Origin of the sequence: Mycetocola zhujimingii (genome assembly GCF_003065425.1) — a bacterium.
Classification (GTDB): Bacteria; Actinomycetota; Actinomycetes; order Actinomycetales; family Microbacteriaceae; genus Mycetocola_A; species Mycetocola_A zhujimingii.
The window spans coordinates 246,287-270,971 of record NZ_CP026949.1 but is presented as its reverse complement, the minus strand read 5'-3'; the positions used below and the strand labels follow the sequence as shown (position 1 = coordinate 270,971).

The following is a 24,685-nucleotide window of genomic DNA, read 5'->3' as shown; positions in this document are numbered from 1 at the left end:
GCACCCCGTGCCGGACAATGGTCGGATGACCACATCGCCCCGCCAGAGCAGCGTTCGCAACGCGCTCTGGCGGGGTACTCCCGTTGTGCTGACGGCTCTCCTCGGCATCGGCTACGTGATCGGAGTGGCGGTCGTCGACAGCGAGTCCGCCGGCCAGAGATACCCCTGGCTTCCCGGCGTGATCGTGCTCGCCCAGGCGGTGGTCCTGCTGGGGCGGTACCGCGCCCCCGTGGTCGTACTGATCGTTACGGCGGCGCTCGACGGTGTGATGTTGCTCATCTCTTCCGGGGAGGCGAGCACCGGCACATTCGCGGTCATCATCGCCGTCTATTCGTACACCCGCGAGCGCCGTGAGGCATCCCATTACCTGCTTCCCGCTGCCATCGCTGTGGCATCCGTCGTCCTCACGATCATCACCGTCCAGTCCAGCCTCGAAGTGCCCGGCGAGCTGGCGTTGCCGTTCGCACTACTGCGTGCGGCTCTCACGTTCGGCCTGCCAGTGATCCTTGCCGAGGTCGTCGATGGTCGCGCTCGACTCGTTGAGGCGTTGCGCGAGCGGGCGGATGCCGCCGAGAGAGAACGAGAACGCCTGGCGCAGGATGCCGTGCGCGAGGAGCGCGCACTCATGGCACGGGAACTGCACGACATCGCGGCCCACCACCTGACGGGCATCATCGTCAGCGCCCAGGCCGCTGACGCGTTGCGGGCGACGGATCCGGACCGCGCTGGGAAATACATCCGCCGCGTTCAGAGTGACGCTCGAACCACGCTGAATAACCTTCGCCAGACGGTCGGCCTGCTCCGCGCCGACGGAGAGGGTTCGCTCGCCCCCGTTCCGTCGATCGAGCAGCTGCCGGGCCTCATCACCGAGGCATCCGCCGCGGGAAGCCCTGTGGCCCTGTCGGAGACCGGAACTCCGGTCGATATCGGCCCGCTCACCGGCATCACCGTGTACCGAATGGTGCAGGAGTCACTCGCGAATGCCGCCAGGCACGCGCCCGGCTCGCCTCGCTCCGTTGAGCTGGAGTACGGCGAGAACGCCCTGCGCGTGACGGTACGCAACGGGCCTGCGTCGCAGGCCGTGGCTCCGGAGTCCGGTTCGCGACCTCGATTCGGGCTCGTGGGCATGGCGGAACGCGCCGACCTGATCGGCGGCAGGCTCACAACCGGGCCGAGCGCCGACGGCGGCTGGGCGAATATCCTCGAGATCCCCTACGACGGAGTGCAGTCATGATTACCGTTGCCATTGCCGACGACCAGAAAATCGTGCGCGCCGGCCTGTCCGTGATCCTCGACCAGGAGGACGACATCCAGGTTATCGGTGAGGCCAAAGACGGCTATGAGGCCGTAGCGCTCGCGAAGGAGCAGCACCCGGACGTTATCTGCATGGACATCCGGATGCCGGGGCTCGACGGTATTTCGGCAACACGAGCGATCATGTCGGATCCCTCGAACACCACGAGCGTGCTCGTCGTCACCACATTCGATCTCGACGACTACGTCTTCGGGGCGCTGGAGGCCGGGGCGGCCGGGTTCCTGCTCAAGGGCGCCGACGAGGAGACGCTGCTCGGTTCCATCCGTTCCGTGGCCCGCGGTGATGGAACCCTCGACCAGCGCCTGACCCGCCGGGTGATCTCCGAGTTCGCCAACCGAAGGAGGCGACCGGATCGCATCCAGACGCCACCCTCAGTGCCGCTCACCGCCCGGGAACTGGAAATTCTGGCACTCCTGAGCGAGGGGCTCTCCAACCAGGAAATCGCCGAGCGGTTGTTCATCGAACCGACGACGGTGAAGTACCACCTCGCCGGCATCCTCACAAAGACCGGTGCGCGAGACCGGCTGCAGGCCGTCGTGTGGGCCTTCACCAACGGTGTCGTTTCGTCGGCGATGTAAGGCGGGGACGTGCTGAACCAGATGGACCGTTCCCTGCTCCAGGCGTGCCTGAATGGCGCGAGGCCGGCCAACGAGCACCCCAGGCTCAGTGCAACACCGATGACCGCCGAGGCGATCGCAGCGGTGAGGGCCGGAGCACACTCGCTTCACGTCCACCCCAGGAACAGCCGCGGGGATGACAGCCTCGAATCCACGGATGTCGCTTCGTGGGTTGCCGCCCTGCGTGCGTCGTGTCCCGGCATCCCGATCGGGGTCACCACTGGCGAATGGACCGCACCGGATGCCACGGCCCGGCTGGCGATGATCTCGGCCTGGTCGGTTCTGCCGGATTTCGCTTCGGTCAACTGGCACGAAGACGGTGCGGAAGACGTGGCGCGCCTGCTCCTCGATCGCGGCGTGGGCGTGGAGGCAGGAATCTGGAACATCGACGGTGCTCGCAGATGGGCGTCGTCGCCGATCCGTTCCTCGTGCCTGCGCACGTTGATCGAGGTTGCGGATCTGCCCGGCGAGGTGGGGAAACCGGCGGCGGAGGAGCTCATCGCGCTCGTACGACGTGCGGATCCGACCATTCCGATCCTGCTCCACGGCGAGGAACGCTCGGCGTGGCCGATCCTCGGGATGGCGGTCTCCGCGGGGCTGGACACCAGAATCGGCCTCGAAGACACCCTCGAGCTGCCCGACGGTTCCTTAGCGCACGGGAATGCCGAGCTCGTCGCCGCTGCGGTCGCTATTACGGCCGAGAGGATGCGGCCCCGTCAGGAGTAAGGGGCACTGCCCGGCTCGTCACCTCAACCGACGATGGCCCACCCGTGCGCCGCGAGCTGGCCCGGGGTCTCCCGGGTGGCCGGATCCGCGGCGAGCACGCTGCCTTCAGCGAGCGGGAACGTGTCATCGCCGAGGTTCAAGGCGACAGTCAGGCGCTCCCCCTCACAGACCACATCGATCTCGAGGTGCTCGTTGCTGAGAGCCCGCGGCTCGGCAGTCGTGGCGCGGTGCAACCACGGGTGGCGCCGCCGCAGGCCAAGGAGCTCCTGGTAGAGCGGCTCGATTGCCGGGTCCTCGACCTGCACGGAGGCGGGCCCGTCAATCGGGAACTCGGGGCGAATGACGTCATCACCGCCAGCGCGCTCCTCCTTGACCCCGCGGAAGCCCCACTCATCACCTGCGTAGACCGTCGGAGTGCCCCCGAGCGTGGCCAACAGCACGATCGCGTGCGGGTGATGCCGGGCATCCGTGATCGCCGACGCGATCCGGGTGACGTCGTGGTTTCCGATGAAGGTCGTCGGCACAAACGAGCTGAGCATCTCATTGTGGCGGCCGAGTGCCCAGGCCAGCTCCCAGAAATTACCCTCGTCGATGCTCGACCAGATCGCCTTCCACAGCTCGTATTGGGTGACGCTGTCGACGGTTCCCTCATTGACGAACGCGGTGTATTCGCCGTGGATCACCTCCGCCTCGAACCAGGCATCCGGATGTGTACGGCGCACCTCGGGCAGGACCGCCGCCCAGAAGTCTGGCGGCAGCCGGTACGCGGCATCGAGCCGCCACGCGTCAGCACCGCGATCGAGCCAGTGCCGCATCACGTCGACGACGAGGCGCCTGGTCTCCGGCTGCGCCGGGTCGAGTTCGACCAGCGCATCGTGGCCCTCGAACGCCACCAGGCCGCCGTCGCTGGTTCGCTTGAGCGCCTCTGAATCCTGCGCAACGAGCGGGTGCTCGCGTCCGACGTGGTTGAAGACGCCGTCGAGCTGGATGCGAAGGCCTCGCGCCCGCGCTTCACCAACGAGGGTTGCGAAGTCCTCATCGGTACCCAGGCGCGGGTCGATACTGAAGTGGTCGATGGTGTCGTACCCGTGCGTTGATGACGCAAAGACCGGGCCGAGCGCGATACCGGAAGCACCGAGCTCGATCACATGGTCGAGCCACGGAATCAGGCGAAGCAACCGGTGCTCATCCGGCGTGGCCGGCCCGGCGTCTGACTCAGGAAACGCACCGACGAAGCCCAGCGGATACACCCGCCACCAGATCACGTGGTCCACCCATTCGGGTCCGGTGTGGGCTGTCGCGGATCCTTGCGTTTGGCTCATTACTTGACGATACCCGCTCCGCATGAGCCCCTCTTCGACATGCGGGCGACCGCGCCCGACGCAGGTTACGTCGGGCGCGGTCTCGGTTGGTTCTAGAGCGTTTCGATATCGGAGAAAAGCCCGGTGAAAGGTGTTCCTGTACCGACGAGGCGCTGGAAGAACTCACCAGCGGCGGGAGTAGAGACAGCGGCTGACGCGTCGTCGTAGCTGTCAAAGTACAGATCGAGGGTGCGATGCGACGGGGTGGGAGTTCCGTCTTCCTTGGGCCAGACCTTCGCGGATTCCGTGCGGCGCAGGCCGGGGAGTTGCTGGGCCAGCGAGACGATCTCGGGATAGCCCGCTTCAAACGCATCCGCGTCGGTGGGGTTATTGATGATGATGGTGATCTTCGTAGGCATTTGCTTCTTTCCTTCCAATGGGTGTTTGTTCGTTGGGTGTGGTTGGGGCTCAGTTCGGCCGACCGTAGGTTTCGAGGAGTCGGAGCCAGACCTCGCTGATGGTGGGATAGGAGGGGACGGCGTGCCAGAGCCGGTCGATCGGGACTTCACCGACGATCGCAATGGTTGCCGAGTGCAGCAGGTCTGCGACATCCTGGCCGACGAAGGTTGCCCCGGCGATGATGTGGCGGTCCTCATCGATGACGAGTTTCGCGTGGCCTTCGTAACCATCGGCGTGCAATTTCGCTCCCGCAACCCAGCCGAGGTCATATTCCACGGTCGTCACATTCAGCCCCCTGGCCCGCGCCTGGGCTTCGGTCAATCCGACTCCGGCGACCTCGGGATCTGTGAAGATCACGTGGGGCACGGCGGCGTGATCAGCGGTTGCGACGTGGCCGCCCCAGGGAGCATCATGCACGTCGCCGCCGCTGAGCCTGGCAGCGATGACCTCCCCCGCGGCGCGGGCCTGGTACTTGCCCTGATGCGTGAGAAGCGCGCGTCCGTTCACGTCACCGACGGCGTAGAGCCAGTCGGTGCCCGTGACGAGCATGGTGTCATCGACGCTCAGCTTCTCCCCGGGGATGAAGCCGACCGTGTCGACGCCGAGGTCGAGCGTGTTCGGGCGGCGGCCAGTGGAGACGAGGATTTCATCCGTCACCACCGTGCTGCCATCGTCGAGTGTGGTCGTTACAACACCGGCCTCGTCGCGGTGAACACCCGTCGGACTGACGCCGATGCGCACGTCGACACCCATCTCCCTGAGCGCCTTCGTGACGAGTTCGCCAGCGAAGGGTTCTTCGCGTTCCAGGAGAGGACCCCGGGACAGGAGGGTCACGTCGGAGCCGAGGGATGCCCAGGCGGTGGCGAGTTCGGTGCCGGCGACACCTCCGCCGAGCACCAGCAGCCGGGCCGGAGCGGCCGACGCACTGGTCGCTTCCCGGGTTCCCCACGGGTTGGCCGCGGCGAGCTCTGGGATGTCGGGCAACACGGGGACGGAGCCTGTCGCGACCGCGACGGCCCTCGCTGTGTAGTCCCGGCCGTTCACGGCGAGGGTGCGTGGACCCGTGAGGCGAGCGTGACCCCGGATCAGATCGATACCGGCGGAGTTCAACCAGTCGACCTGGCCGTCGTCCTTCCACTCGCTCGTGAACGTGTTCCTGCGGGCAAGAACCGCCGGAACATCCAGTTCACCGGTGACCGCCTGCCGAGTGCCATCCAGTCGCTGGGCGGCACGCAGAACGTGCCCGCTGCGCAGCAGCGCCTTGGAAGGCATGCACGCCCAGTAGGAGCATTCGCCACCGACGAGCTCGGATTCGACGATCGCGACACGGATGCCACGCTTCGCGGCGTAATCAGCCACATTTTCTCCGACGGGGCCTGCCCCGATCACGATCAGGTCGTAGTCAGGGGGCGAGCCCTCGAATGCGCCGGCCATCAGGCACGCGCCGATCGAGTCAGGCGGAGCGCGGAAATCAGGAAGAGCACGCCGCCCAGGGCCGCGTAGCCAGCGATTGAGGTCACCATTGTGGATCCGCCAAGCCCCTGAGCGAGGAACGCGAAACCAACCAGGACCGACAAACCGCCGCTGAAGATCAGCGGCACCTGGCCACCCAGTTTGCGACGGATCAGGCCGGTGACCAACTGCGAGGCGCCCGAAAGCACCGCCCACACGCCCCACACCGCGAGTACCGCGCCTGGGGATACGAAGGAGGCCCAGCCAAGGGCAACGGCGGCCAGCACACTGCTAACGATGTTGATGATTTCGCTCGCCCGTGATCGTGAGGTTGTTCCAGCTGCCCGCAGCTCGGTCAACACGGAGAATGCGTCAACCAGCGGGTAAATGATCACGAGCACGGTGAGAAGTGGCGCCGCGTTCGGAGCCACAAACGCCAGCAGCACTGCCCAGATCAGGGCAAAACCGAAGCGGGAGAAATAGACCCGGCGCAGTGTCCTCGCAAGAGGCACGGCCGCACGGGTATCGATGGTTGTCACCAGAATTCCTTTCACAGATTTTATGTAGACGAACTAGTACCCCTACCATGGACACTCTAGAGTCGATACCGACAGCAACGCAAGTAAAAGGTTCAAAAAAAGGAGCACCGTGGGTGAAACAACGCCGATGACGCCTGGGGTGACCGGTAGCCGGCGGGGCGACGCCACGCGTGCTCGCATCCTGGACGCCGCGACCGAGTTGATCTATGCGAACAGCATCCGCGGAACAAGCGCCGACCGGATCATCGAGCAGGCGGGGATCACGAAGGTCACGTTCTATCGCCACTTCAAAACCAAGACCGACCTGGTTGTTGCCTATCTCGAGCGGCAGGCCGCCGGAGAGCGGGAGGCGCTGACGACTGCTCGCTCTCAGTCAGACCCTGCACATGCGCTTGAGAACATTGCGGAGATCATCGGATCGGCGAGCTGCATGCCGGGATTCAGGGGATGCCCGTTTATCAACGCCGCCGCAGAAATCGCCGACCCGGATGACCCCGTCAGAGTCGTTGTCGATGCGCACCGCACGTGGACCCTCGAGCTGTTCACCGCAATCGCGACGGATGCCGGCGCCAGCGACCCCGACACTATCGCCGGGCAACTGATGATGCTGCGGGACGGCGCCATGGTCAATGGCTACCTCAGCGACCCCGAGGAAATCGCCGGGAGATTGCGCGTTGCCTATGCCGCGGTCATCGGGGCGGCACGCACACCGAACTGAGGTTCAACGGAACCGCGCCACCGCAGGTCAGTCGACCCGCTCGAACACAGCGGCGAGCGCCTGCCCACCGCCGATGCACATGGTCTCGAGTGCCAGGGTACCGTCCAGGTCGGGCAGCTCGTTCGCGAGGGTGGCGAGCATACGGATGCCTGTTGCGGCTATCGGGTGCCCGATCGAGATTCCGCTGCCGCGCGGATTGAGGCGCGGGTCTTCGGCATCGATACCCCAGTCAGCCAGGCAGGCGAGGACCTGCACCGCGAACGCCTCGTTGAGCTCGATGACATCGAGGTCTGCCAGGCCGAGTCCGGCGCGCGCGAGTGCCAGCTCTGTTGCCGGCACCGGGGCGATCCCGAAGCGCCGCGGGTCCACCCCGGCGACAGCCCAGGATCGAAGGCGAAGGGCCGGCACGAGTCCGAGCGCCCTCGCATGCTCCGGGGTGGTGACGATGCAGGCAGCGGCAGCGTCGTTCTGGCCACTCGCGTTACCGGCCGTCACCGTCGCATCCGGATCCTTCTTCGTCAGGAGAGGGGTGAGTGCGGCGAGCGCTTCGAGTGTCGAATCGGCGCGAGGATGCTCGTCGCGATCGACGAGTACGTCACCTCGTCGGCCGGGTACCGTCACGGGGACGATCTCCGCATCGAACGCACCCGAGGCCTGCGCCTGGACAGCGCGCTGGTGTGACCGGAGTGCGAGAGCGTCCTGAGCGTCGCGCCCGATGCCGTACTCGGCGCGGAGGGTTTCGGCGGTTCCGACGTTTCCGTCAGGCGTCGGGTAGAAACGGCCACCCACCGTCTCACGGCCGCGAGCGAGGGCGTCGCGGAAGAAGTACCCACCGCGGGGCGCACCCCGCCGTCCCTCCTCGGTGTAGAACGGAGCGTTCGACATGGACTCCACCCCGAGCGCGACCACGGCGTCACTGACGCCGGTCTGCACTTCCATCGCGGCGTTCATCACGGCTTGCAGGCCGCTTCCACACCGCCGGTCCAGCTGGTAACCGCCGGTCGTGGTCGGGAAACCCGAATCGAGCGCTGCGACCCGCCCGAAAGCCGGCGCCTCCATGGTCGGGTAGCTTTGGGCACCGATCACCCCGTCAATTGCTCCCGGCTCCAGGCCGGTTCGTTCGAGGAGCGCCCGAAGCACGGTCGTGGCGAGGTCGAGAGCGCTCAGGGGCGCCAGCGCTCCACCCATGCGCCCCACCGGAGTGCGGATGGGTGAGCAGATGACGACCTCACGCAGGAGACTCACGATGCTTCCTTGACGTCCGGGTCAATCGTCAGCGGCGCTGCGGTCGATTCGGTCACCTGCCCGACGGTCACGCCCGGCGCGAGTTCACGGAGAACGAGTCCGTCGGCCGTGACGTCGATGACCGCGAGATCGGTGATGATGCGGTCGATGCAGGCGCGACCCGTGAGCGGAAGCGTGCACTCCGGCACGATCTTCGGCGAGCCATCCTTCGCGACGTGATCCATCACCACGATGACCCGCTCAGCGCCGTTGACGAGGTCCATCGCGCCGCCCATTCCCTTCACCATCTTGCCCGGGACTGCCCAGTTCGCGATGTCGCCGCCGGCGGACACCTGCATCGCTCCGAGTACCGCGGTCGCGACGCGTCCACCGCGGATCATGCCGAAACTCGCGGCCGAGTCGAAGTAGCTGGCGCCGGGAAGGACCGTCACTGTCTCCTTGCCCGCATTAATGAGCTTCGGGTCCTCCTCCCCCTCCCATGGATACGGGCCGACCCCGAGTATTCCGTTCTCGGAGTGCAGCACGACATGGATGCCATCGGGCAAGTGGTTGGGGATGAGCGTCGGCAGTCCGATACCGAGATTGACGTAGCTGCCGTCGATCAGCTCTTCGGCGGCCCTTGCCGCCATTTCGTCGCGTGTGCGCGGCATCAGCTCGACCCTTCCCTGCTCCGTACGGTGACCTTCTCGATCGGCAGGTCGGACGCCTGGGCCGGGGTGAGCTCGACGATCCGGTCGACGTAGATGCCGGGAAGGTGGATGTCGTCAGGGCCAAGTTCTCCCGGCTCGACCAGTTCGTCGACCTCGGCGATGGTGATGCGTCCAGCCATGCCCGCCAGCGGATTGAAGTTTCGCGCCGCCTTTTCGAAGCGCAGGTTTCCGTGGCGGTCGCCGACCGCGGCGCGAACCAGACCGAAGTCGGTGCGTATCGCCGTCTCGAGAACGTATTCCTTTTCCGCCCCGAACGTCTCGAGCGTGCGGGTCTCCTTCGGCTCGCTCATCACCTCCACCGTGCCGTCAGCGGCATACCGGATCGGCATCCCGCCGTCGGATACGGCGGTCCCCGCGCCGGTTGCCGTGTAGAACGCGGGGATGCCAACGCCACCCGCGCGGAGCCGTTCGGCGAGCGTACCCTGCGGGGTCAGTTCGACGTCGAGTTCACCGGACAGGTACTGACGGGCGAATTCCTTGTTCTCCCCGATGTAGCTGGCAATGACACGACGGATGCGTCCCGCGGCCAGCAGTTCGCCAAGCCCCCACCCGTCAACGCCGCAGTTGTTCGACACCACCTCGAGTCCGCTCGCTCCCTGGGCGAGTAAGGCACGGATGAGCGAAATGGGGACACCAGACAGCCCGAACCCGCCCACCGCCAGCGATGAGCCGGTTGGGATGTCCGCGACGGCCAGGCTTACCGTTTCGACAGTCTTATCCACGGGGATGTTCCCCACAGCCGGGGCGAGCGCTCGTGGATCGGGGCATGGTGCTGTCTCTCTGCTTGGAGGGTCAAAGCCCATCCTGCTCCGTCGTCATCGACGCTGTGCCCCGCATTCCATTCAATGGAACAGCGGCGGTCAGGCCTCACTCGAGGTCATGGTCGCCACGATCATGTCGCCGATAAGACGCCGATGAGGCTCTCGAAGCCCAGGGTCGAGCATGTCGCGATCGAAGATCGCCGCGAAGGTATGCCGGTTGGCGACGTGAAAGCACGCGAATGCGCTGATGATCATGTGCACGTCGAGCGCATCGACGTCGTCACGGAAGACCCCTTCGCTGACCCCGCGCCGGATGACGCTCTCGAGCACGGTGATTGCTGTCGCGTTTTCCCTGAGGATCGTCGGCGATTGCAGAAGGTGCTCAGCGCGGTGGATGTTCTCGATGCTGACGAGCTGAATGAACTCTTCGTGCGTCGTATGGTGATCGAAGGTAGTCTCCGCCAGTTTGCGCAACGCCTCACGCGGCGAGAGCTCATCGATCTGCACCCCGCGCTCCACCTGACGGATCTGGGCATACACGCGCTCCAGCACCCGGAGATACAGGCCTTCCTTCGAGGCGAAGTAGTAGTAGATCATTCGCTTGGTCGTTCGGGTCCGCGCGGCGATCTCGTCGACGCGCGCACCGGCGTATCCGTTCGCCGCGAATTCTGCCGTCGCGACCTCGAGAATGTCTTCCTTCGTCCGCTCAGCGCGCAGGGTCGATCCGCCGTCCTGAACCTCATGCAACTCGTCAGCCATGCTCTGCTTCCTTCACCTTCGGGCGGGCGGACCCGAAGACTCTTCGTGTCGGATGAGGGTGCGAAAGTGCTCCTCCATCCTTTCCCGATTGGGCTCTCGGCCCGTGATGATCTGAAGGCTAGCGTAGGCCTGTCCGACGGCCATTCGGCCTCCATCGAGCACCGGATGACCCCGCTCGACAGCCTGACGGATGAGTTCCGTTTCCAGGGGCCGGTACACAACGTCCGAGACCCATGCGCCTTCCTGGAGGAGATCGACGTCGAATGCCACTCCCGGATGATGAAGCATCCCCATCGGGGTGGCGTGGACGACCCCGTTGGCCCTGGTGATCATCACCTCGAGATTGTGATGCGGGACAGTCGCAATGACCTGCGACGGGAAATGGGGGCGCATGCGCTCCGCGATGTCCCGCGCGCGGGCCTCGTCGACATCGAACAGGTCAAGCCGTGTGACACCGCTCGACAGGAGCGCATAGGCGGTCGCCGATCCAGCGCCGCCGCAACCGATCTGCACAACACGTTCGAGCGATGCGCCGGGCAGCCCGGCGACGAGGCCGTCCCGGTACCCGACCCAGTCGGTGTTGTAGCCGACCAGTTTCTCGTCCTCGAAAACGACGAGATTGACAGCGCCCAGGTGCTCTGCCCGCGGATCCAGCTCATCCACGACGTCGACCACCAGTTGTTTGCAGGGGTGAGTGATGTTCATCGCCGAGAAGTTGCGGCTGCGCGCCTCACCGAGCAACGCGCCAACGTCGTCCGCTCGCCTGCCGAGTTCAATCAGGTCGAGAATGCGGTACTCATAGTCGAGACCGAGTTCCGCTGCCTCGACCTCGTGCAGCTGCGGGGTGAACGATGCCGAGATTCCCGCACCGATCAGTCCGACGAGATAACCACCACTGGCCTGCGGGAAGCTGGCTGGCCGCCGGGCGCCCATCAGCTTTCCGGGATTTCGAAGTCGACCGTCGCGAGCGAAATCTTGACACCGGCGGAGATCCTGAGGACTTCGGCGTGCGCCGGATGCCGGCTGTACAGGTCGAGCCCATCGAGGTCATCAAAATCGGCAACGATGGCAAGGTCGTGGGATGCCGCACCGCCGAGCACATCCGGACCGACGCTCATGCTGCGCACCGAGGGGATCTGCGCGGGGAGAGCACGCAGCAGACCCATCCAGTGCTCCCGCTCGTCGGCGGTGAACTCCGGCACGAACCGGAAAACGGCGACGTGGCGGATCACGCCGGCACGCCTTCCGCGTCGCGGCGCTGCTGATACTGGGCGGCGAGACGGACGGGAGCGTTGAGCGCTCCATACCCCTCATAACCGTCGCGACGCTCGACCACCTCGAGGAAGACAGTCCCGATCGCCTGGGTATAGAAGTGGAGGAACTCCCCTGCCTCGTCTCGGTCGTACATGACGTTCAACTCCTTCAGCTCCGCGAGCAGTGATGCCTCAATGTCGAACCGAGCCTCGATGTCGTCGTAATAGTTGGCCGGGATGTCGAGGGGATGGAACCCTCGCTCTCGCGCCTGTCGCGCCAGCGCGAGAACATCGGTCGAAGCGAAGGCAATGTGCTGCGGAAGGATCGCGTCGTCGTGCGCGCCCGACGGCACCAGGTTGAGCGCGATGCGCACGACACCGTCCGCGGCGCGAAGCACCTGGCTGCGCACGAGTCCCACCGGTGCGGCCACTTCCATCGACGGCTGCGACCGCAGGTCAAGCACCGAGTGGAAGAAAAGCACCCCGGCATCGAAGTGCTGCCAGGGTTGAGCGAGATTGATGTGGTCAACCCGTTCGACGAGCTCGGCGCCCGGTTGGTCTGGGACCGGGAACTCCCGCACCCACTTTGGTTCCGTGCTGCCCTCCAGCCCGAAGAAAACCTCTGATCCGTCCGGCGCCCTCACGCCAACGAGAGACTCGTCACCCGGGCCCTCCGAGCGGTGGATCTCGGGTGCGAACAAATCGGTTGCCCGCCGGAGCGCAGCATCCGGATTGCTGACGGACAATCCGATTCCCGCGACGGTCGGTGGTGGCGGTTGGGTCTCGGGCCTTCCGAGCACCATTCGTGCGGCGCCCTGTGACCAGAGTTCGACGCTCTTCGTACGGTGGCGGCCGTGCGCCGCGAAACCCAGTTGCGCGAGAAGTGTGCGCATCTCGTCGATCGCGTCGGTGCGCAACTCCACGTAGTTGATATCGGCTGGCGGCTCTACGACCGGGAGCGGTCTGGCCGTCATCTGCTCGGTGCGTCCGCGTGATGACCGCCCAAGCCAGGCCCGGGTTTCGTCCTCGAGCAGTCGCAGTGAGCGTCGGGCATCGACGGCGGTCGATGCGGCGTCCGACTGGCGGAACGTGTCGTTGAAGATCTCGAGCGAGATCGGCCCGTCGTATCCTGTCCTCACCAGGTGCCCCATGAACGCGGCGAGGTCGAATCCGCCCTCGCCGGGGAAGAGCCGGTGGTGCCTGCTCCACGAAAGCACGTCCATCGACAGGATCGGCGCGTCGGCCAACTGGACGAAGAAGATCTTGTCTGCGGGAATCGTCTCGATTGCTTGCGGGTCGTGCCCCCTCGACAGAATGTGGAAACTGTCCAGGCATACCCCGATCCGCGGATGGTCCGCGAGGCGTACGATCCGGGCTGCCTGCTCGTAATCGTCGACGAACCGCCCCCAGGCCAGCGCCTCATACGCAACGCGAACACCAAAGCGTTCCGCGAGCTCCCCAAGCTCGCGGAGTTGCGTCGCCGCGAGCTGCTCATCCCCGCTTCGCGCCGTCGCGACATTGCTGCACAACAGCATCGTCTCGATACCCAGGCGATTCATGAGCGAGAATTTTGCACCTGCTCGCCGGAGGTTGTGCTCGAGCAGATCGGGTCCAACCCCTTCGAAATCCCGAAACGGCTGATAGAGGTCGAGCGACAGGCCGAGCTCGTCCGCTCGTGCCCTGATGGCCTCGGGAGACTCGGGCGAGGCGATGAGATCCGGCTCGAATATCTCTACCCCGTCGAAGCCTGCTTCGCTGGCTGCGGCCAGCTTCTGATCGAGCGTGCCACTGAGGCAGACGGTGGCGATGGATGTTCGCATGTTGCCTCCAGCGGGCACCGGGAGCACTGCCCGAGCGGCTCTCAGAATTGCTTGCGGAAAAAGGTACTAACTAGTACGTTCGACCGCAGCAGGCGGTCAAGGATGATCTAACCCGCTCTAAGGAGACGTTCGATGATGAGTTTCGCCGAGTGGAACACCCCAGCAGGGCCAGGAGTCACGTCAGCGCCGGTGCTCGAACGCATCGTGGCAATTCTCAACGCGGTCAAGGAAGCTGGCTCCAACCCGTCCATCACCCAACTGGCCGATCTCACGGGTATGCCGAAGTCCACGGTGTCCCGCCTGGTCGCAGAGCTGGTCGAGCACCGTTATCTCGAGCGCACGGACGATGGGGTGACGCTGGGTCTTCGACTCTTTGAGCTTGGCGCACGCGCGGGTCTCCCCCGCCGCCTGCTTACGGCCGCTGCGCCGGTGATTCGTGAGCTTGTTGAGCTCACCGGGGAGCGGGTCGGCCTTTGGGTGTACCAGGGCACAGACATGATCTCCATAGCGGCGGTGGCCGGGCGGCTTCCGATGCTGCCGACCAGGGCTGGGATGCGATCGCCGGCTCTCAAGACGGCCAGCGGAAAGGCCTATCTGGCATTTTGCGCGGACAGCGCGGTTGTCGACCGGGCAACTGCCCCGCTCATCGACGGCGCGGCCGATCAGTTCAGAGAGGAGCTGAGTCAGGTCCGCGCCACGGTCATAGCCACGGACCGAGGGGTGGCGTATCCCGGGATTCTTGCTGTTGCGACACCGGTGATTTCGGCCGACCGGGTCGTTCTCGGGGCGATCTCGCTCGCGGGGCCCAGCGGTGCCATGGATCCGGAACAGGTGGCGCCGCTTGTCCGGGCCGCTGGTGTGGCGCTGACCCGCCGACTCACGGCGGCCTAGCCAGCCCATGCGAAACGCCGACTGGACCTCAACGGTGAGTGTTCTCGATCGCGTCACCGCCATCTTTGACGCGTTCGGAGAACACGGAGACGGCATCGGTGTTTCCGAGCTTGCCCGGCGCGCAAACCTTCCGAAATCGACGGTATCGAGGATCGTGGCCGAGCTCGTCAGCCAACGGTTTCTCGATCGGGAGGGCAGCAAACTGTTCCTGGGAGTCCGCCTCTTTGAGCTCGGCCAAACGGTCAGCAGGCCGAGGAAGCTCAGGGAAGCCGCGCTTTCGCTACTGAACGACCTGAGGCTGGCCACCGGGCGGAACGTGCAGCTCACGGTACTCGACCGAACAAATGTCGTGTTCGTTGCGGTCCTCCGCGGGTCGCACAGTGACCACCCCTCCGAGCGGATCGGCGCACGGCGCCCAGCTCACGCGACCGCGCCAGGCAAGGCGATGCTCGCCTTCGCATCGCACGCGGTCGTTGCGGAAGTCCTGCGCGACGGACTCCAGCCGTGCACGCCTCACACCATCTGCGATCCAGCTCACCTTCTCAGGGAGCTGGCGGAAACACGGAAAACCCGGACAGCAACCGAGCGCGAGGAGTACGCGAGTGACAGCGCCAGCGTGGCGAGCCCTGTCCTCGGTTACGGCTCCGTTCCTCTCGCCGCGATTTCGATCGCCGGGTCCGCCGAAGAACTGGACATCGACCGGCTGGCCCCGGCTGTCCGCGCCACCGCAGCGAACGTCAGCCGCCGCCTCGGAACCAGCCGCTGACACCGGACACACGAAAACTGGGTGGCCGCGAAATCGCAACCACCCAGTTCGCTGGCGATGAAACTTCCGCCGCTGGAGTCCGACCTAGTCGGCCATTTCCCGAATCGCCTCATACGCTTCGAGGGTCTCTCCGGTGAAGTACTCCCCGAAGTAGGACTCTGCGTCGCCGATGAACGCATCCATGTCGATGTCGTCGGTTTCGATCACCGTGAAGTTGTCGTCAGCCCGATACTCATCGAGGATCTCTTCGGTCGCCTCGTCAACGCAGTCACGGTTCTCGGGGCGAATCTCGTGGATAGTTTCCTCGAGCAGCGTGGCCTGCTCCTCGCTCATCTTTTCGTAGGTCTTGTCGCTGACGAGGATCCAGTGGATGCCGACGTTGTGGTTGTTGAGAACAGCAACGTTCAGCACCTCGTCGTAGCTCGACGAGCGGGTTGCCACGATGGGGTTCTCCTGACCGACGGCGATGCCCTGCTGAAGCGCGGTGTAAACCTCTTCAACGGCAACCGAGACGGGGTTGTCCACTCCCAAAGCCTCGGCGTTCGCGAGGAACGCCGGCGAGTTCGGGAAACGGATCGGAACTCCGTCGAGATCCTCGGGGCTGCGGATTTCAACATCCTTCGTTGTAAATGTGCGGTTACCGAAGAACCATCCGTCGACGATGCTGACGCCTGTGGCTTCCTGGAACGACGAGAACAGGTCCTCGGATCCATTGTCGGTCCAGTCGAAGGCGTGGTCCACGTCGTCGAACGCGTACGCCGCATCGACGACACCGATCGGCTCGAACGTGGAGCTGAGCGCGGAGGCACCCTGCAGATCGATGTCGATGTCGCCAGCCTGGACGAGCGGGAACCGGTCGGCGTCCGGCCCGAGCTGGCTCGCCGGATACAGCTCAACGGTCAGTCCAATATCCGCGTCTTCGAGCCGCTCCTTGAGCAGTTCGACTCCGCAGTAGTAGTTCGGCGTCTGCTCGTTCTGGCTGGTCGCGACGGTGATCGTGACTGCTTCATTCTCCGAGCTGGACGCTTCTGTGGTGTTTTCGGGGCTGCCGCCGCCGGCGCAGCCGGTGACGGCGAGCGTTGTGACTGCGAGCACGGACGCGGCCATCAGGCCTCGACGCGTCGATCGGGCTGCTGTGCCCATGTGACTCTCCTCTTTCTCAGCACGTCTTCGTGCTCTGGGTAATGGTCGTTCGGGTCGGACGTAGTGGCGTTGGATCGACGAACGCTGTCACGATGAGGACATCGTCGACCACACAGTCAATGAAGCGGCCCTGTGGCAATGCCGACTTTCGTCCAGCCGCATCCATTCGTAAAGCGACGTCCCGGCGAGTGGAACACACCCCGCCTGGTGTGAAAGCCCACGTCAGGCCGGTGAGTGGAACATGTCGCACGTGACGACTCATGCTTGCATACGCTGTGCCCGACCGGCCTGAATGACGATGACAAAGGAGCGCTCGTGCCGCCTGCAGTGTCTGACCCCGTCCGTATCGGCGTCGTTGGCACCGGTTTCATGGGGCGCCAGCACGTTGAGTTCATTCGTCGCGCACCGAACGCTGACCTGGCGGCCGTCGCCGATCCGCAGGCGTCTGGTGGAGCCTTCGGATGCCCGACGTATGCCGACGCACGCTCCATGCTCGGGGCCGTGTCGCTCGATGCCGTGATCATCGCGAGTCCGAACGCGCTTCACGTAGAGACAGCGATCGACTGCCTCTCCGAGGGCGTTGCGGTGCTCCTTGAGAAGCCCATCGCGGCGAACTACGCGGAATCGCTCCGACTCGTCGCCGCGGTCGAACGCCTCAACGGCCGATTACTCGTCGGGCACCACCGGCGGCATCATCCCGCGGTTGCGGCCGCGCGCGCAGCGCTCGTCGACGGCGAGATCGGCCAGCTTGTCGGAGTCAACGGCATCTGGGCGGCTCGGAAAGAGGAGGGGTACTTCACAGACACGCCCTGGCACCGCCAGAGCGGCGCGGGTGTGATGCTCATCAATCTGGTGCATGACCTCGATCTTTTGCGTTACCTGTGCGGCGAAGTCAGCTCTGTCCAGGCGATCACGAGCTCACACATCCGCGGTCATGAGGTCGAAGACACCGCGGTGGTGAACCTGCGGTTCACGAGTGGAGCCCTCGGCAGTTTCTTTGCATCCGACGCCGCCGTCTCACCGTGGGGCTGGGACCAATCGACCGAGGACACCGCCGATTTCCCGTACTTGCCCGACGGGGTCGCGTACCAGCTGGTCGGCACGAGCGGCGCACTGTCCGTACCGAACCTCGCCAGGTATTCATATGCGGCCGACGTACCCGCCGACTGGCATTCCCCGCTCTCACGCACGTACCTTCCCGCCGCCGGGCACAGCTCGTTCCACGCCCAGCTCGCGCACTTCGTCGAGGTCGTTCGAGGCGCAGAACCGCTGGTTTCGGCGGAGGATGCGTCGCGCACCCTCGCCCTGGTCGAGGCATCAGCACGGGCAGCGGAACGCCATCAGACCGTCGACGTCGCCGAGTTCAGAGCCGAACACCAGGGAGCCTAGCCGCCGTCACGAGGCGCTTGTGACGGCCTCCACCAGCGCCGGCTCAGGCTCCGTCGATCGCTGTCAGCCGGTCTGCCGCACGGATGGCAAGTTCGTACCCGAACACGCCAGCGCCCGCGATCACGGCGCGCGCCGCGGTCGATGTGAGCGAATGCCGATGGGCCTCGTCTCGGCCATGAATGTTGGTGATATGGATCTCGACGACAGGAGTGTCCAGTATCAGGAGAGCGTCGAGCACCGGGACAGAACCGAAGCTGAGCCCTGCCGGGTTGATCACGACGGCTGCCTTCTCGCGATATGCCTGGTGCAGCCACTCGACGATCTGATACTCGGCGTTGGACTGCTCGAAGAAGAGGTCGAAGCCGAGCTCATCGGCGACCCTGAGGCAGTTGGTCCGGACATCGTCCAGCGATGTGGTGCCGTACAGTTCCGGCTGCCTCCGACCGAGCATGTTGAGATTCGGGCCGTTCAGGACGTACAGCTTTCGGGTCACAGCAGGTTCCTTTCCAGGAGCGCGGGTGCCCCGGTTCCGTTCGTCTGGCCGACGATCGCGCGTTTCATGGACGTGGTCACCAACATCCCTTGCATCACAACAAACCGAGCCAGGTCGGAACTATCGTCACGATCCACGGGAACACCGTCAGCAACAGCAGCACGACACCCAGCGGGATGAGGAACGGCAGGATGCCGCGGAAGAGTTCGCCCATCGGCCTTCGAGTGATCGAGCCGACGACGAACAGAACGGCACCAACGGGCGGTGTCAGGGAGCCGATCATCAGGTTGAGGATCATGATGACCCCGAGGTGAACGGGATCGATACCGAAGTCGGCGACGATCGGCATGAGTATCGGCACCAGCACGAGGATGACCGGGGGTGCCTCGAGGAAGATTCCCAGAATGATGAGGAGCCCATTCAAGAGCAACAGGAAGACGATGGGATTGTCGGTCAGCGCCGTCAACCACTCACCCAGGTTGCGCGACACCTGTTCACGCGCCAGCACCTGACCCATGAGGTTCGACGCACCGAGGATCAGGAGAATGCCTCCCGAGATGACCACGGTTTCCTTGGCCGCCCGCCAGAACACGGGCAATGTCAGCGTCCGGTAGAACACCCCGAGCACGAGCATGTACGCGGCAGCGATGCCCGCACTCTCCGTCGGGGTGAATAGCCCACTGAAGATGCCGCCGAGGATAATCACCGGCAACAGCATCGGGCCGATGACCCGAACCACCGCTTTGCGGAGCGCAGCGCCATCGAAGGCGCGGCTGGTCGCAACCTCAGGGTGCCTCTTCACCCAGATGAAGATGTACACGGCGAGGCCGGCGGCCATCAGGCCGGCGGGCAGGATGGAGCCCGCGAAGAGGGCTCCTGTGGAAATCGAGGCGGTCGCTGCGAAGAGGACCGCCGGGATGCTCGGCGGCATGACTGTGCTCATGAGAGAGCCGGACGCGGTCAGGCCCGCCGAGAACCCGTAGGGGTAACCGGCCTTGAGCATCTGTGGAATCTGAATCTTGCTGGTGGACGCGGCATCCGCGAGCGCCGAGCCACTGATCCAGGAGAAACCGATTGCAGTGCCCAGGTTCACGTACGCCAGGTTGCCGGGGAGCCGCGGAAGGAGCGCTTTGGCAAAGTCATAGAGCCTCGTCGCGATGCCGAGATGGTTCGCAATGGTGCCGACGAAGATGAACAGGGGGACGGCGAGCAGCGGGAAGCTGTTGATTCCGTTGACGATCGACGAGATCGCGTAGCCGGGCGACAGGCCCTGGCTGTAGAAATACACGAGGCTTGGCGCAATCATGGCGAATGCGACAGGCACCCGAAGCAACAGCAAAACGACAAGCAGAAGTACGTAAAGCCAGAGGTCCATCGGTCAGGCGTCCATCTCTGAAATGTCGAGTTTGCGTTCCGGGCGGTTGGCGTGAGGAATCTTCCAGGCGGAATGGATCGCTGCAGACGCGAATCCGAAGAGGGCAAAGGCGTACAGCATCCCGAGCGGAATGTGCATGGCGGCACTGGTCCGCGTCCATTCCACCTCGAGTTTCACGAAAGCCTCATAGGCAAGCGCGAGGCAGGTGACGACCATGATCAGGGCCGAGATGATGCGCAGCACGGCAAAGAGCTTTCGGCCGGCCAACACCTGGTCGAAGACCTCGATCACGATGTGACCGTTGCGGCCGACCAGATATCCCGTGGTCATGAACGTCAGTGCGACCATCGACATGAGGGCGAGTTCGCCGGCACCGACCCAGCCCAGCGCGGGAATGTAGCGGCCGAGTACCTGGTACATCACGCCGATGATGACGAGTGCGAGCAGCACAACGCTGATCGCAATCTCCACTGCGGAGAGCACCCGGATGAATGCGGGATCGGACGGGACCTCGGCGGTCGCGGGCGTGGTGGCGGGTTCCACAGAGCGGTCCGGGTCCTCCGGCTCGTTCTGGGTCACACCGCCTCCGCCCCGGCAAGGACCGACGAGCCCGAGGGCGCGACGCCGTCACGCCAGCTCGACATGGGATCACGGAGCATGGTCAACCTCTCTGGCAATTCGGGGTTGTGAAGCGCACGCGTGCGCTCACTCTCTGACTCTGGATGCAAGCGTGAGGTGGGTGGAGAGTTGTCTCGCCGAATGGGACACAACCGAGCAAGCTAGTCCCCCCCGTGGCTGCTGTCATCACCCGACTCGGGGTCATCAGACTCGGCAAACACCGCGCGCATGATGGCGAGCGCAGCGTTCGCCGACGGCAGTCCCGCATAGAGGGCGGTGTGGAGGATCACCTCGCCGATGTCGTTGCGGCTGAGCCCGTTGCGCAAAGCAGCACGCACATGCATCCGGATTTCGGCTTCGTGCCCACCGGTGACGAGGGCCGCCAGGGTGGCGATGCTCCGCTCGCGGCGGGACAGTTGGGTCCGGGCCCAGATCTCACCCCAGGCGTAGCGGGTGATGAAGTCTTGGAATGCGGCGGTCTCCGGAGTGATCGCCCCGAGCGCAGCATCGACGTGGGCATCGCCGAGGACAGCCCGGCGAACCGCCATTCCTGTGTCGTACGGTGTCGCCGGCGAAGGGCCGCCCGCAATGTGCACGAGCCCGATCAGGAGCGACGCCGCTTCGGCGGGCTTTTCGAGCGGAGCGAGGTGTGATGCGCCGGGCAGCTCAGCGAAACGTGCGCGGGGCATCGCCTCTGCCACGGCTTTCATCGAGGCGGTGGTCGTGACCTGGTCGTGCTCCCCGCTCACGAGCAGAGCGTCTACCTCGATACCGCCGAGTGAGGATGTCCGGTCGAAACGCCCCAGGGCATCCGTGCACAGAGCGTATGACTCGTCGTCCACCTCGACGAGAGTGCCGAGGCCCCTGGCCCCCTGGCCGTTGGGGTTGTTCTCGAGGTAGCCCGGTGCGTACCAGCGTGCGGCGCTGCCGGTGACGAGGGATGCCGTTCCTGACCGTCGGACCTCGGCTCCGCGTTCTGCCCAGCCGTCGGCGTCGCCGATGCGGGAACCGCTGCAGAATAACGCCAGACTCAGCAGCCGTTCCGGATGGGTCGCGGCGAGCTCGAGGGCGATCGTGCCGCCGAGTGAGATCCCGGCGACATGGAACCGGCCGCCGCCGAGTTCGTCGACAATTCGGAGCGTCGCCTCGGCGAGGTCAGCGATGCCGAACGGCTCGCGCGTCGATGGACTGGCGCCATGCCCCGGGAGGTCGACGCGGAGAATGCGGACGTGAGGCAACGCCCGAGAGAGTTCCGCAACGACGCCGTCCCACACCGCGGTGGTTGTGCCGAGCGACGGCAACAGCACGAGCAGTTCGCTCGCTGTGGCTACGGGTGCGGCCGGCGTGATCGAGCCGATCAGGCGGGGAACGGTCATCGCTGCTCCTTGCGTTCTACGGCTCGAAAGCGGCCGATGGCCGACTCGATGATGCGGTCGGATGCGACGCGAGTGGCTGCGGCATCCCGCTCGAGATCGGGGCTCAGGAGGCGATTCGCCTCGACCGCTGACCGGTCAAAGCTGAGGCGCGCGAACATCGATGCAGCGGCATCCGAACTCTCGACGGCAAGCCGCAGGAGACCACGAAATGCTGACCATTCGGCGTGCCACTCCCCCGCCGGTCTGGCGTCCTGCGCGAGCGCTGCTGAGTGCACGGTCGCCACCAGGCCAGGCACCCGCAACCCGTTTGCCGTGAGAAGCACGGCATCAACCGGGTTGCGCTTGTGCGGCATCGCCGAGGATCCCCCCGTCGCGCCGAGCGATGCTTCGCCGATCTCGGTGCGCGCAAGAAATGCCACGTCCCGTCCGATACGCCCGAGGGCGGTGGTGACAAGGGCAGCGGCCGATGCAACACGGAGAACGTGGCTCCGCTCCGTGTGCCAGGAGCGCTCGGGGTCGTCGAGTCCCAGCTGCTCAGCCAGCGCGGAGCGCACTCGGTCTGCCGTGTGCGGAACGTCTGCCTCACGGTCGAAGTCCTCGCCGGTGCCAACCGCACCACCGAGCTGCACCGGAAAACCGGCCTCGGCCAAAGCATCCATCGCCGCGGCGATACCGTCGAGCCAGCCGGCGACAGACACCCCCACCGTGCTCTGGGCGGCGTGCTGCCCGAGCGTTCGGGCGATCGAAATCGTGTATCGCTCGCCGATGGCCAGTGCAACGAGGCTCTCGCCGGCGGTGCGGAGGCGCTCCCGGGCAACGCCGAGAGCCCTCTTCGCGACGAGCATCAGAGCGGTATCGAGGATGTCCTGGCTCGTCGCACCCTGGTGGACGTGAGCGCCAGAGCCGGGGACCGCTGACTCGGCGAGCGCACGGAGCTGGATCACCAGCGGGATGACGGGCACACCGCCCGTGCGGGCCCCCGAGATCAACTCGGCCCGGTCGAGCTGCGCGCCCTGCAACGCCTGGGCCACCTCGCTGAGGTCTTTGCCAATGATGCGGCCACGCGCAAGAACCAAAGCGCGCTCCACCTCCACGAGAGCCTCGAGGACGGCGTCGTCCGATGTGACCGCAGCGGTGACGGCGAGGGGTTCAAGCAGTCCCCAGTCCGTCGCCTCCGCAGTCGGATGCTCAGCCATGAATCTCCGCATCGAAATTCAGGAAGACGGTTTCGCCGTCGCCCTGCAGTCGTATATCGAAACGGTAGCTCCTCTCGGCATCCCGGGCGGCGATCAACGTGTCCCGACGCGCCGGATCCACTCGACCGAGGAGAGGGTCAGCGTCGTTGCGTTCGGACTCGTCTCCAAAGTACGCGCGGGTGAACAGGTGGTGGGTCAGGCCGCGGGCAAAGACCGTGACGAGGATATAGGGCGCGGCATCCGGCCGGGTCGGACCCGGTTTGATGGTCGAGAAGCTGTAGTTGCCTGCCCTGTCGACGGCGGTGCGACCGAAACCTGTCACTGTGTAACCGTCCCGGTCGAGGCTCCCTCGCTCGGAAATCACCTGCCCCGAGGCATCCGCGTGCCAGATTTCGACGATGGCGTCGGGAATGGGATCACCCGCGCCGTCGGAGACAGTGCCGTGAAAACGGATGCCGTCGGCGTGCCACGGGGCTGCGACCTGCGGACCACCGGGGTACGGCAGGGCGTAACCGAAGAACGGGCCGACCGTCTGTGACGGCGTCTGGCCTGGTGATGTTTCAGGCATGATCGGAATCCTCCGGTTCCATCCAGGTTGATCGGGGTCCGGTGAGCACCACGTCCCAGCGATAGCCGAGCGCCCATTCCGGTTCGCTGACGTCGTGGTCATAGCGCGCGACCAGGCGGTCCCTCGCGGCGGGATCGACGATGGACTGGTAAATCGGATCCAGCCCGAACAGCGGGTCGCCGGGGAAGTACATCTGGGTGATCAGCCGCTGCGTGAACGCGGAACCGAAGAACGAGAAGTGGATGTGCGCCGGCCGCCAGGCATTGCGGTGGTTCTTCCAGGGGTAGGCGCCCGGCTTGATGGTCGTGAGCCGGTACTCGCCGTTGTCGCCTGTGATCAACCGCCCGACCCCGGTGAAGTTCGGGTCAAGGGGAGCCGGATGCTGGTCGCGCTTGTGGACGTAACGCCCCGACGCATTCGCCTGCCAGATCTCGACGAGCTGGTTTCGCACCGGGCGGCCGTCTCCGTCCATCACACGGCCGGTCACAATGATGCGTTCACCGAGCGGTTCGCCCGCATGCTGAATCGTGAGGTCGTTCTCCTCCGCGGCCACATCCGTGTGACCAAAAGCGGGCGATACCAGTTCGATCTCTTCCGGATCTGCTCGCACGAGTTCGTGGGTCGGATGCCGGAGCACGGTGCTGCGATACGGCGCGAAGTTGCGCGGTGGGTGCGGCGCAAGCACACGGCCTGCGTTACGAGCCCGGGCAGAGTGCTCAGCGTGCAGCGCCGCGATCTCATCGGAAATCGTCGTCTGGGTTTCTGGCGTCTGATTCGTCATGACGTCCTTTCTCGTCGGAGGCGGGCAGCCGTGCGCCCCGGCAGCGCCGATCCGACCAGTGACGCTCTTCGCGCATGGTGGGACTCCCCCGGAATGGAAGGTCGTTGATAACCCTGCCCTGTTGGACAGGGAAGGGTTGTGGGCGTTTCATTCAGTGGGACAGGTCACTCGCGAGTGGCCGATGGCTACGGTGTCCCTATGACCGAGATCCGGATACGCCCCGCTCATCCCGATGACGCACCTGCGATTGCCCAGGTCCACGTCACCTCGTGGCGCGAAACCGTCACTTCGCCTCAGTCAATATCCGAACTATCGGTGCGTCGATGGTCGTTCCCGAACCAGCGGGGGAACCCACCGTCAGCTTTGAATGCTCCTCCGCCCAAAACTGAGATACCCGCGGCACTCTTTGCGGCC

The 24,685-nt window shown here is 65.2% G+C and carries 26 protein-coding genes; 7 read left to right on the top strand and 19 right to left on the bottom strand.

Features of this window, described 5'->3' with window-relative positions; translation table 11 throughout:
- Positions 1–25 precede the first annotated feature (25 nt).
- The 3 genes from C3E77_RS01280 to C3E77_RS01270 are packed head-to-tail and all read left to right on the top strand — an operon-like array spanning position 26 to position 2,658.
- A complete protein-coding gene (locus C3E77_RS01280) occupies positions 26–1,234 on the top strand; it encodes a sensor histidine kinase (RefSeq protein ID WP_108389990.1) in 1,209 nt (402 codons plus the stop codon).
- Positions 1,231–1,893 carry a response regulator gene (locus C3E77_RS01275; protein WP_108389989.1) on the top strand — a complete coding sequence of 221 codons (663 nt, stop codon included), beginning with the start codon at positions 1,231–1,233 and terminating at the stop codon, positions 1,891–1,893. Before C3E77_RS01280 ends, C3E77_RS01275 begins: the two co-directional genes overlap by 4 nt.
- Positions 1,894–1,902: 9 nt before the next feature.
- The gene (locus C3E77_RS01270) at positions 1,903–2,658 is read left to right on the top strand and encodes a 3-keto-5-aminohexanoate cleavage protein (protein WP_234031251.1); all 756 of its coding nucleotides are present in this window, start codon (positions 1,903–1,905) and stop codon (positions 2,656–2,658) included.
- Between the two features lie 23 nt (positions 2,659–2,681).
- Here C3E77_RS01270 and C3E77_RS01265 read toward each other — a convergent pair whose 3' ends face one another.
- From C3E77_RS01265 to C3E77_RS01250, 4 genes are all read right to left on the bottom strand, one after another.
- The gene (locus C3E77_RS01265) at positions 2,682–3,980 is read right to left on the bottom strand and encodes an alpha-amylase family glycosyl hydrolase (protein ID WP_108389988.1); all 1,299 of its coding nucleotides are present in this window, start codon (positions 3,978–3,980) and stop codon (positions 2,682–2,684) included.
- 92 nt (positions 3,981–4,072) lie between these two features.
- Complete coding sequence (locus C3E77_RS01260; protein WP_108389987.1) at positions 4,073–4,378, bottom strand: EthD family reductase; 306 nt, start codon at positions 4,376–4,378, stop codon at positions 4,073–4,075.
- Between the two features lie 49 nt (positions 4,379–4,427).
- The gene (locus C3E77_RS01255) at positions 4,428–5,852 is read right to left on the bottom strand and encodes a dihydrolipoyl dehydrogenase family protein (RefSeq protein ID WP_108389986.1); all 1,425 of its coding nucleotides are present in this window, start codon (positions 5,850–5,852) and stop codon (positions 4,428–4,430) included.
- Positions 5,852–6,409, bottom strand: coding sequence for a hypothetical protein (locus tag C3E77_RS01250; RefSeq protein WP_108389985.1), 558 nt, complete (start codon positions 6,407–6,409; stop codon positions 5,852–5,854). The genes C3E77_RS01255 and C3E77_RS01250 overlap by 1 nt, the downstream gene beginning before the upstream one ends.
- A gap of 109 nt (positions 6,410–6,518) precedes the next feature.
- Here C3E77_RS01250 and C3E77_RS01245 point away from each other — a divergent pair, with 109 nt between their 5' ends.
- Positions 6,519–7,127 carry a TetR/AcrR family transcriptional regulator gene (locus tag C3E77_RS01245; protein ID WP_234031250.1) on the top strand — a complete coding sequence of 203 codons (609 nt, stop codon included), beginning with the start codon at positions 6,519–6,521 and terminating at the stop codon, positions 7,125–7,127.
- Between the two features lie 27 nt (positions 7,128–7,154).
- Here the strand turns inward: C3E77_RS01245 and C3E77_RS01240 are convergent, their stop codons facing one another.
- The 7 genes from C3E77_RS01240 to C3E77_RS01210 form a co-directional block, all read right to left on the bottom strand.
- Positions 7,155–8,372: an acetyl-CoA C-acetyltransferase gene (locus tag C3E77_RS01240; protein ID WP_234031249.1), complete on the bottom strand. Its 1,218-nt coding sequence runs from the start codon at positions 8,370–8,372 to the stop codon at positions 7,155–7,157.
- Complete coding sequence (locus C3E77_RS01235) at positions 8,369–9,022, bottom strand: CoA transferase subunit B (protein WP_108389984.1); 654 nt, start codon at positions 9,020–9,022, stop codon at positions 8,369–8,371. The genes C3E77_RS01240 and C3E77_RS01235 overlap by 4 nt, the downstream gene beginning before the upstream one ends.
- Positions 9,022–9,804 (bottom strand): CoA transferase subunit A, encoded by a 783-nt coding sequence (locus C3E77_RS01230; RefSeq protein ID WP_108389983.1) that lies wholly within the window; start codon positions 9,802–9,804, stop codon positions 9,022–9,024. The genes C3E77_RS01235 and C3E77_RS01230 overlap by 1 nt, the downstream gene beginning before the upstream one ends.
- Before the next feature lie 138 nt (positions 9,805–9,942).
- Positions 9,943–10,602 (bottom strand): TetR/AcrR family transcriptional regulator, encoded by a 660-nt coding sequence (locus tag C3E77_RS01225; protein ID WP_108389982.1) that lies wholly within the window; start codon positions 10,600–10,602, stop codon positions 9,943–9,945.
- Positions 10,603–10,614: 12 nt separating this feature from the next.
- Entirely contained in the window at positions 10,615–11,535 is a 921-nt protein-coding gene (locus C3E77_RS01220; protein ID WP_108389981.1) for a shikimate dehydrogenase, read from the bottom strand.
- Positions 11,535–11,834 carry a Dabb family protein gene (locus C3E77_RS01215; protein ID WP_108389980.1) on the bottom strand — a complete coding sequence of 100 codons (300 nt, stop codon included), beginning with the start codon at positions 11,832–11,834 and terminating at the stop codon, positions 11,535–11,537. The genes C3E77_RS01220 and C3E77_RS01215 overlap by 1 nt, the downstream gene beginning before the upstream one ends.
- Positions 11,831–13,675 carry a bifunctional sugar phosphate isomerase/epimerase/4-hydroxyphenylpyruvate dioxygenase family protein gene (locus tag C3E77_RS01210; protein ID WP_108389979.1) on the bottom strand — a complete coding sequence of 615 codons (1,845 nt, stop codon included), beginning with the start codon at positions 13,673–13,675 and terminating at the stop codon, positions 11,831–11,833. Before C3E77_RS01210 ends, C3E77_RS01215 begins: the two co-directional genes overlap by 4 nt.
- Positions 13,676–13,807: 132 nt before the next feature.
- Here C3E77_RS01210 and C3E77_RS01205 point away from each other — a divergent pair, with 132 nt between their 5' ends.
- Together C3E77_RS01205 and C3E77_RS01200 are read left to right on the top strand one after the other, a co-directional pair.
- A complete protein-coding gene (locus C3E77_RS01205; RefSeq protein ID WP_108389978.1) occupies positions 13,808–14,566 on the top strand; it encodes an IclR family transcriptional regulator in 759 nt (252 codons plus the stop codon).
- Between the two features lie 7 nt (positions 14,567–14,573).
- The gene (locus tag C3E77_RS01200) at positions 14,574–15,332 is read left to right on the top strand and encodes an IclR family transcriptional regulator (protein ID WP_108389977.1); all 759 of its coding nucleotides are present in this window, start codon (positions 14,574–14,576) and stop codon (positions 15,330–15,332) included.
- A gap of 84 nt (positions 15,333–15,416) precedes the next feature.
- Here C3E77_RS01200 and dctP read toward each other — a convergent pair whose 3' ends face one another.
- Complete coding sequence (gene dctP, locus C3E77_RS01195; RefSeq protein ID WP_108389976.1) at positions 15,417–16,475, bottom strand: TRAP transporter substrate-binding protein DctP; 1,059 nt, start codon at positions 16,473–16,475, stop codon at positions 15,417–15,419.
- A 315-nt stretch (positions 16,476–16,790) separates the two neighbouring features.
- On the opposite strand from dctP, the gene C3E77_RS01190 reads away from it, so the two are divergent.
- Complete coding sequence (locus C3E77_RS01190; RefSeq protein ID WP_198412174.1) at positions 16,791–17,864, top strand: Gfo/Idh/MocA family protein; 1,074 nt, start codon at positions 16,791–16,793, stop codon at positions 17,862–17,864.
- Positions 17,865–17,907: 43 nt separating this feature from the next.
- Here the strand turns inward: C3E77_RS01190 and C3E77_RS01185 are convergent, their stop codons facing one another.
- The 7 genes from C3E77_RS01185 to pcaH all read right to left on the bottom strand — a co-directional run bounded on the left by C3E77_RS01185 (position 17,908) and on the right by pcaH (position 24,271).
- Positions 17,908–18,357 (bottom strand): type II 3-dehydroquinate dehydratase, encoded by a 450-nt coding sequence (locus tag C3E77_RS01185; protein WP_108389974.1) that lies wholly within the window; start codon positions 18,355–18,357, stop codon positions 17,908–17,910.
- A gap of 94 nt (positions 18,358–18,451) precedes the next feature.
- Positions 18,452–19,732 (bottom strand): TRAP transporter large permease, encoded by a 1,281-nt coding sequence (locus tag C3E77_RS01180; protein ID WP_108389973.1) that lies wholly within the window; start codon positions 19,730–19,732, stop codon positions 18,452–18,454.
- A gap of 3 nt (positions 19,733–19,735) precedes the next feature.
- Positions 19,736–20,311: a TRAP transporter small permease gene (locus C3E77_RS01175; RefSeq protein WP_108389972.1), complete on the bottom strand. Its 576-nt coding sequence runs from the start codon at positions 20,309–20,311 to the stop codon at positions 19,736–19,738.
- A gap of 200 nt (positions 20,312–20,511) precedes the next feature.
- Positions 20,512–21,726, bottom strand: coding sequence for a bifunctional 3-oxoadipate enol-lactonase/4-carboxymuconolactone decarboxylase PcaDC (pcaDC, locus tag C3E77_RS15555; RefSeq protein WP_108389971.1), 1,215 nt, complete (start codon positions 21,724–21,726; stop codon positions 20,512–20,514).
- The gene (locus C3E77_RS01165) at positions 21,723–22,922 is read right to left on the bottom strand and encodes a lyase family protein (RefSeq protein ID WP_162924873.1); all 1,200 of its coding nucleotides are present in this window, start codon (positions 22,920–22,922) and stop codon (positions 21,723–21,725) included. Before C3E77_RS01165 ends, pcaDC begins: the two co-directional genes overlap by 4 nt.
- Positions 22,915–23,490, bottom strand: a complete 576-nt coding sequence (gene pcaG / locus C3E77_RS01160) for a protocatechuate 3,4-dioxygenase subunit alpha (protein ID WP_108389969.1) — start codon at positions 23,488–23,490, stop codon at positions 22,915–22,917. The genes C3E77_RS01165 and pcaG overlap by 8 nt, the downstream gene beginning before the upstream one ends.
- A complete protein-coding gene (gene pcaH / locus C3E77_RS01155; protein WP_108389968.1) occupies positions 23,483–24,271 on the bottom strand; it encodes a protocatechuate 3,4-dioxygenase subunit beta in 789 nt (262 codons plus the stop codon). The genes pcaG and pcaH overlap by 8 nt, the downstream gene beginning before the upstream one ends.
- Between the last annotated feature and the right edge of the window lie 414 nt (positions 24,272–24,685).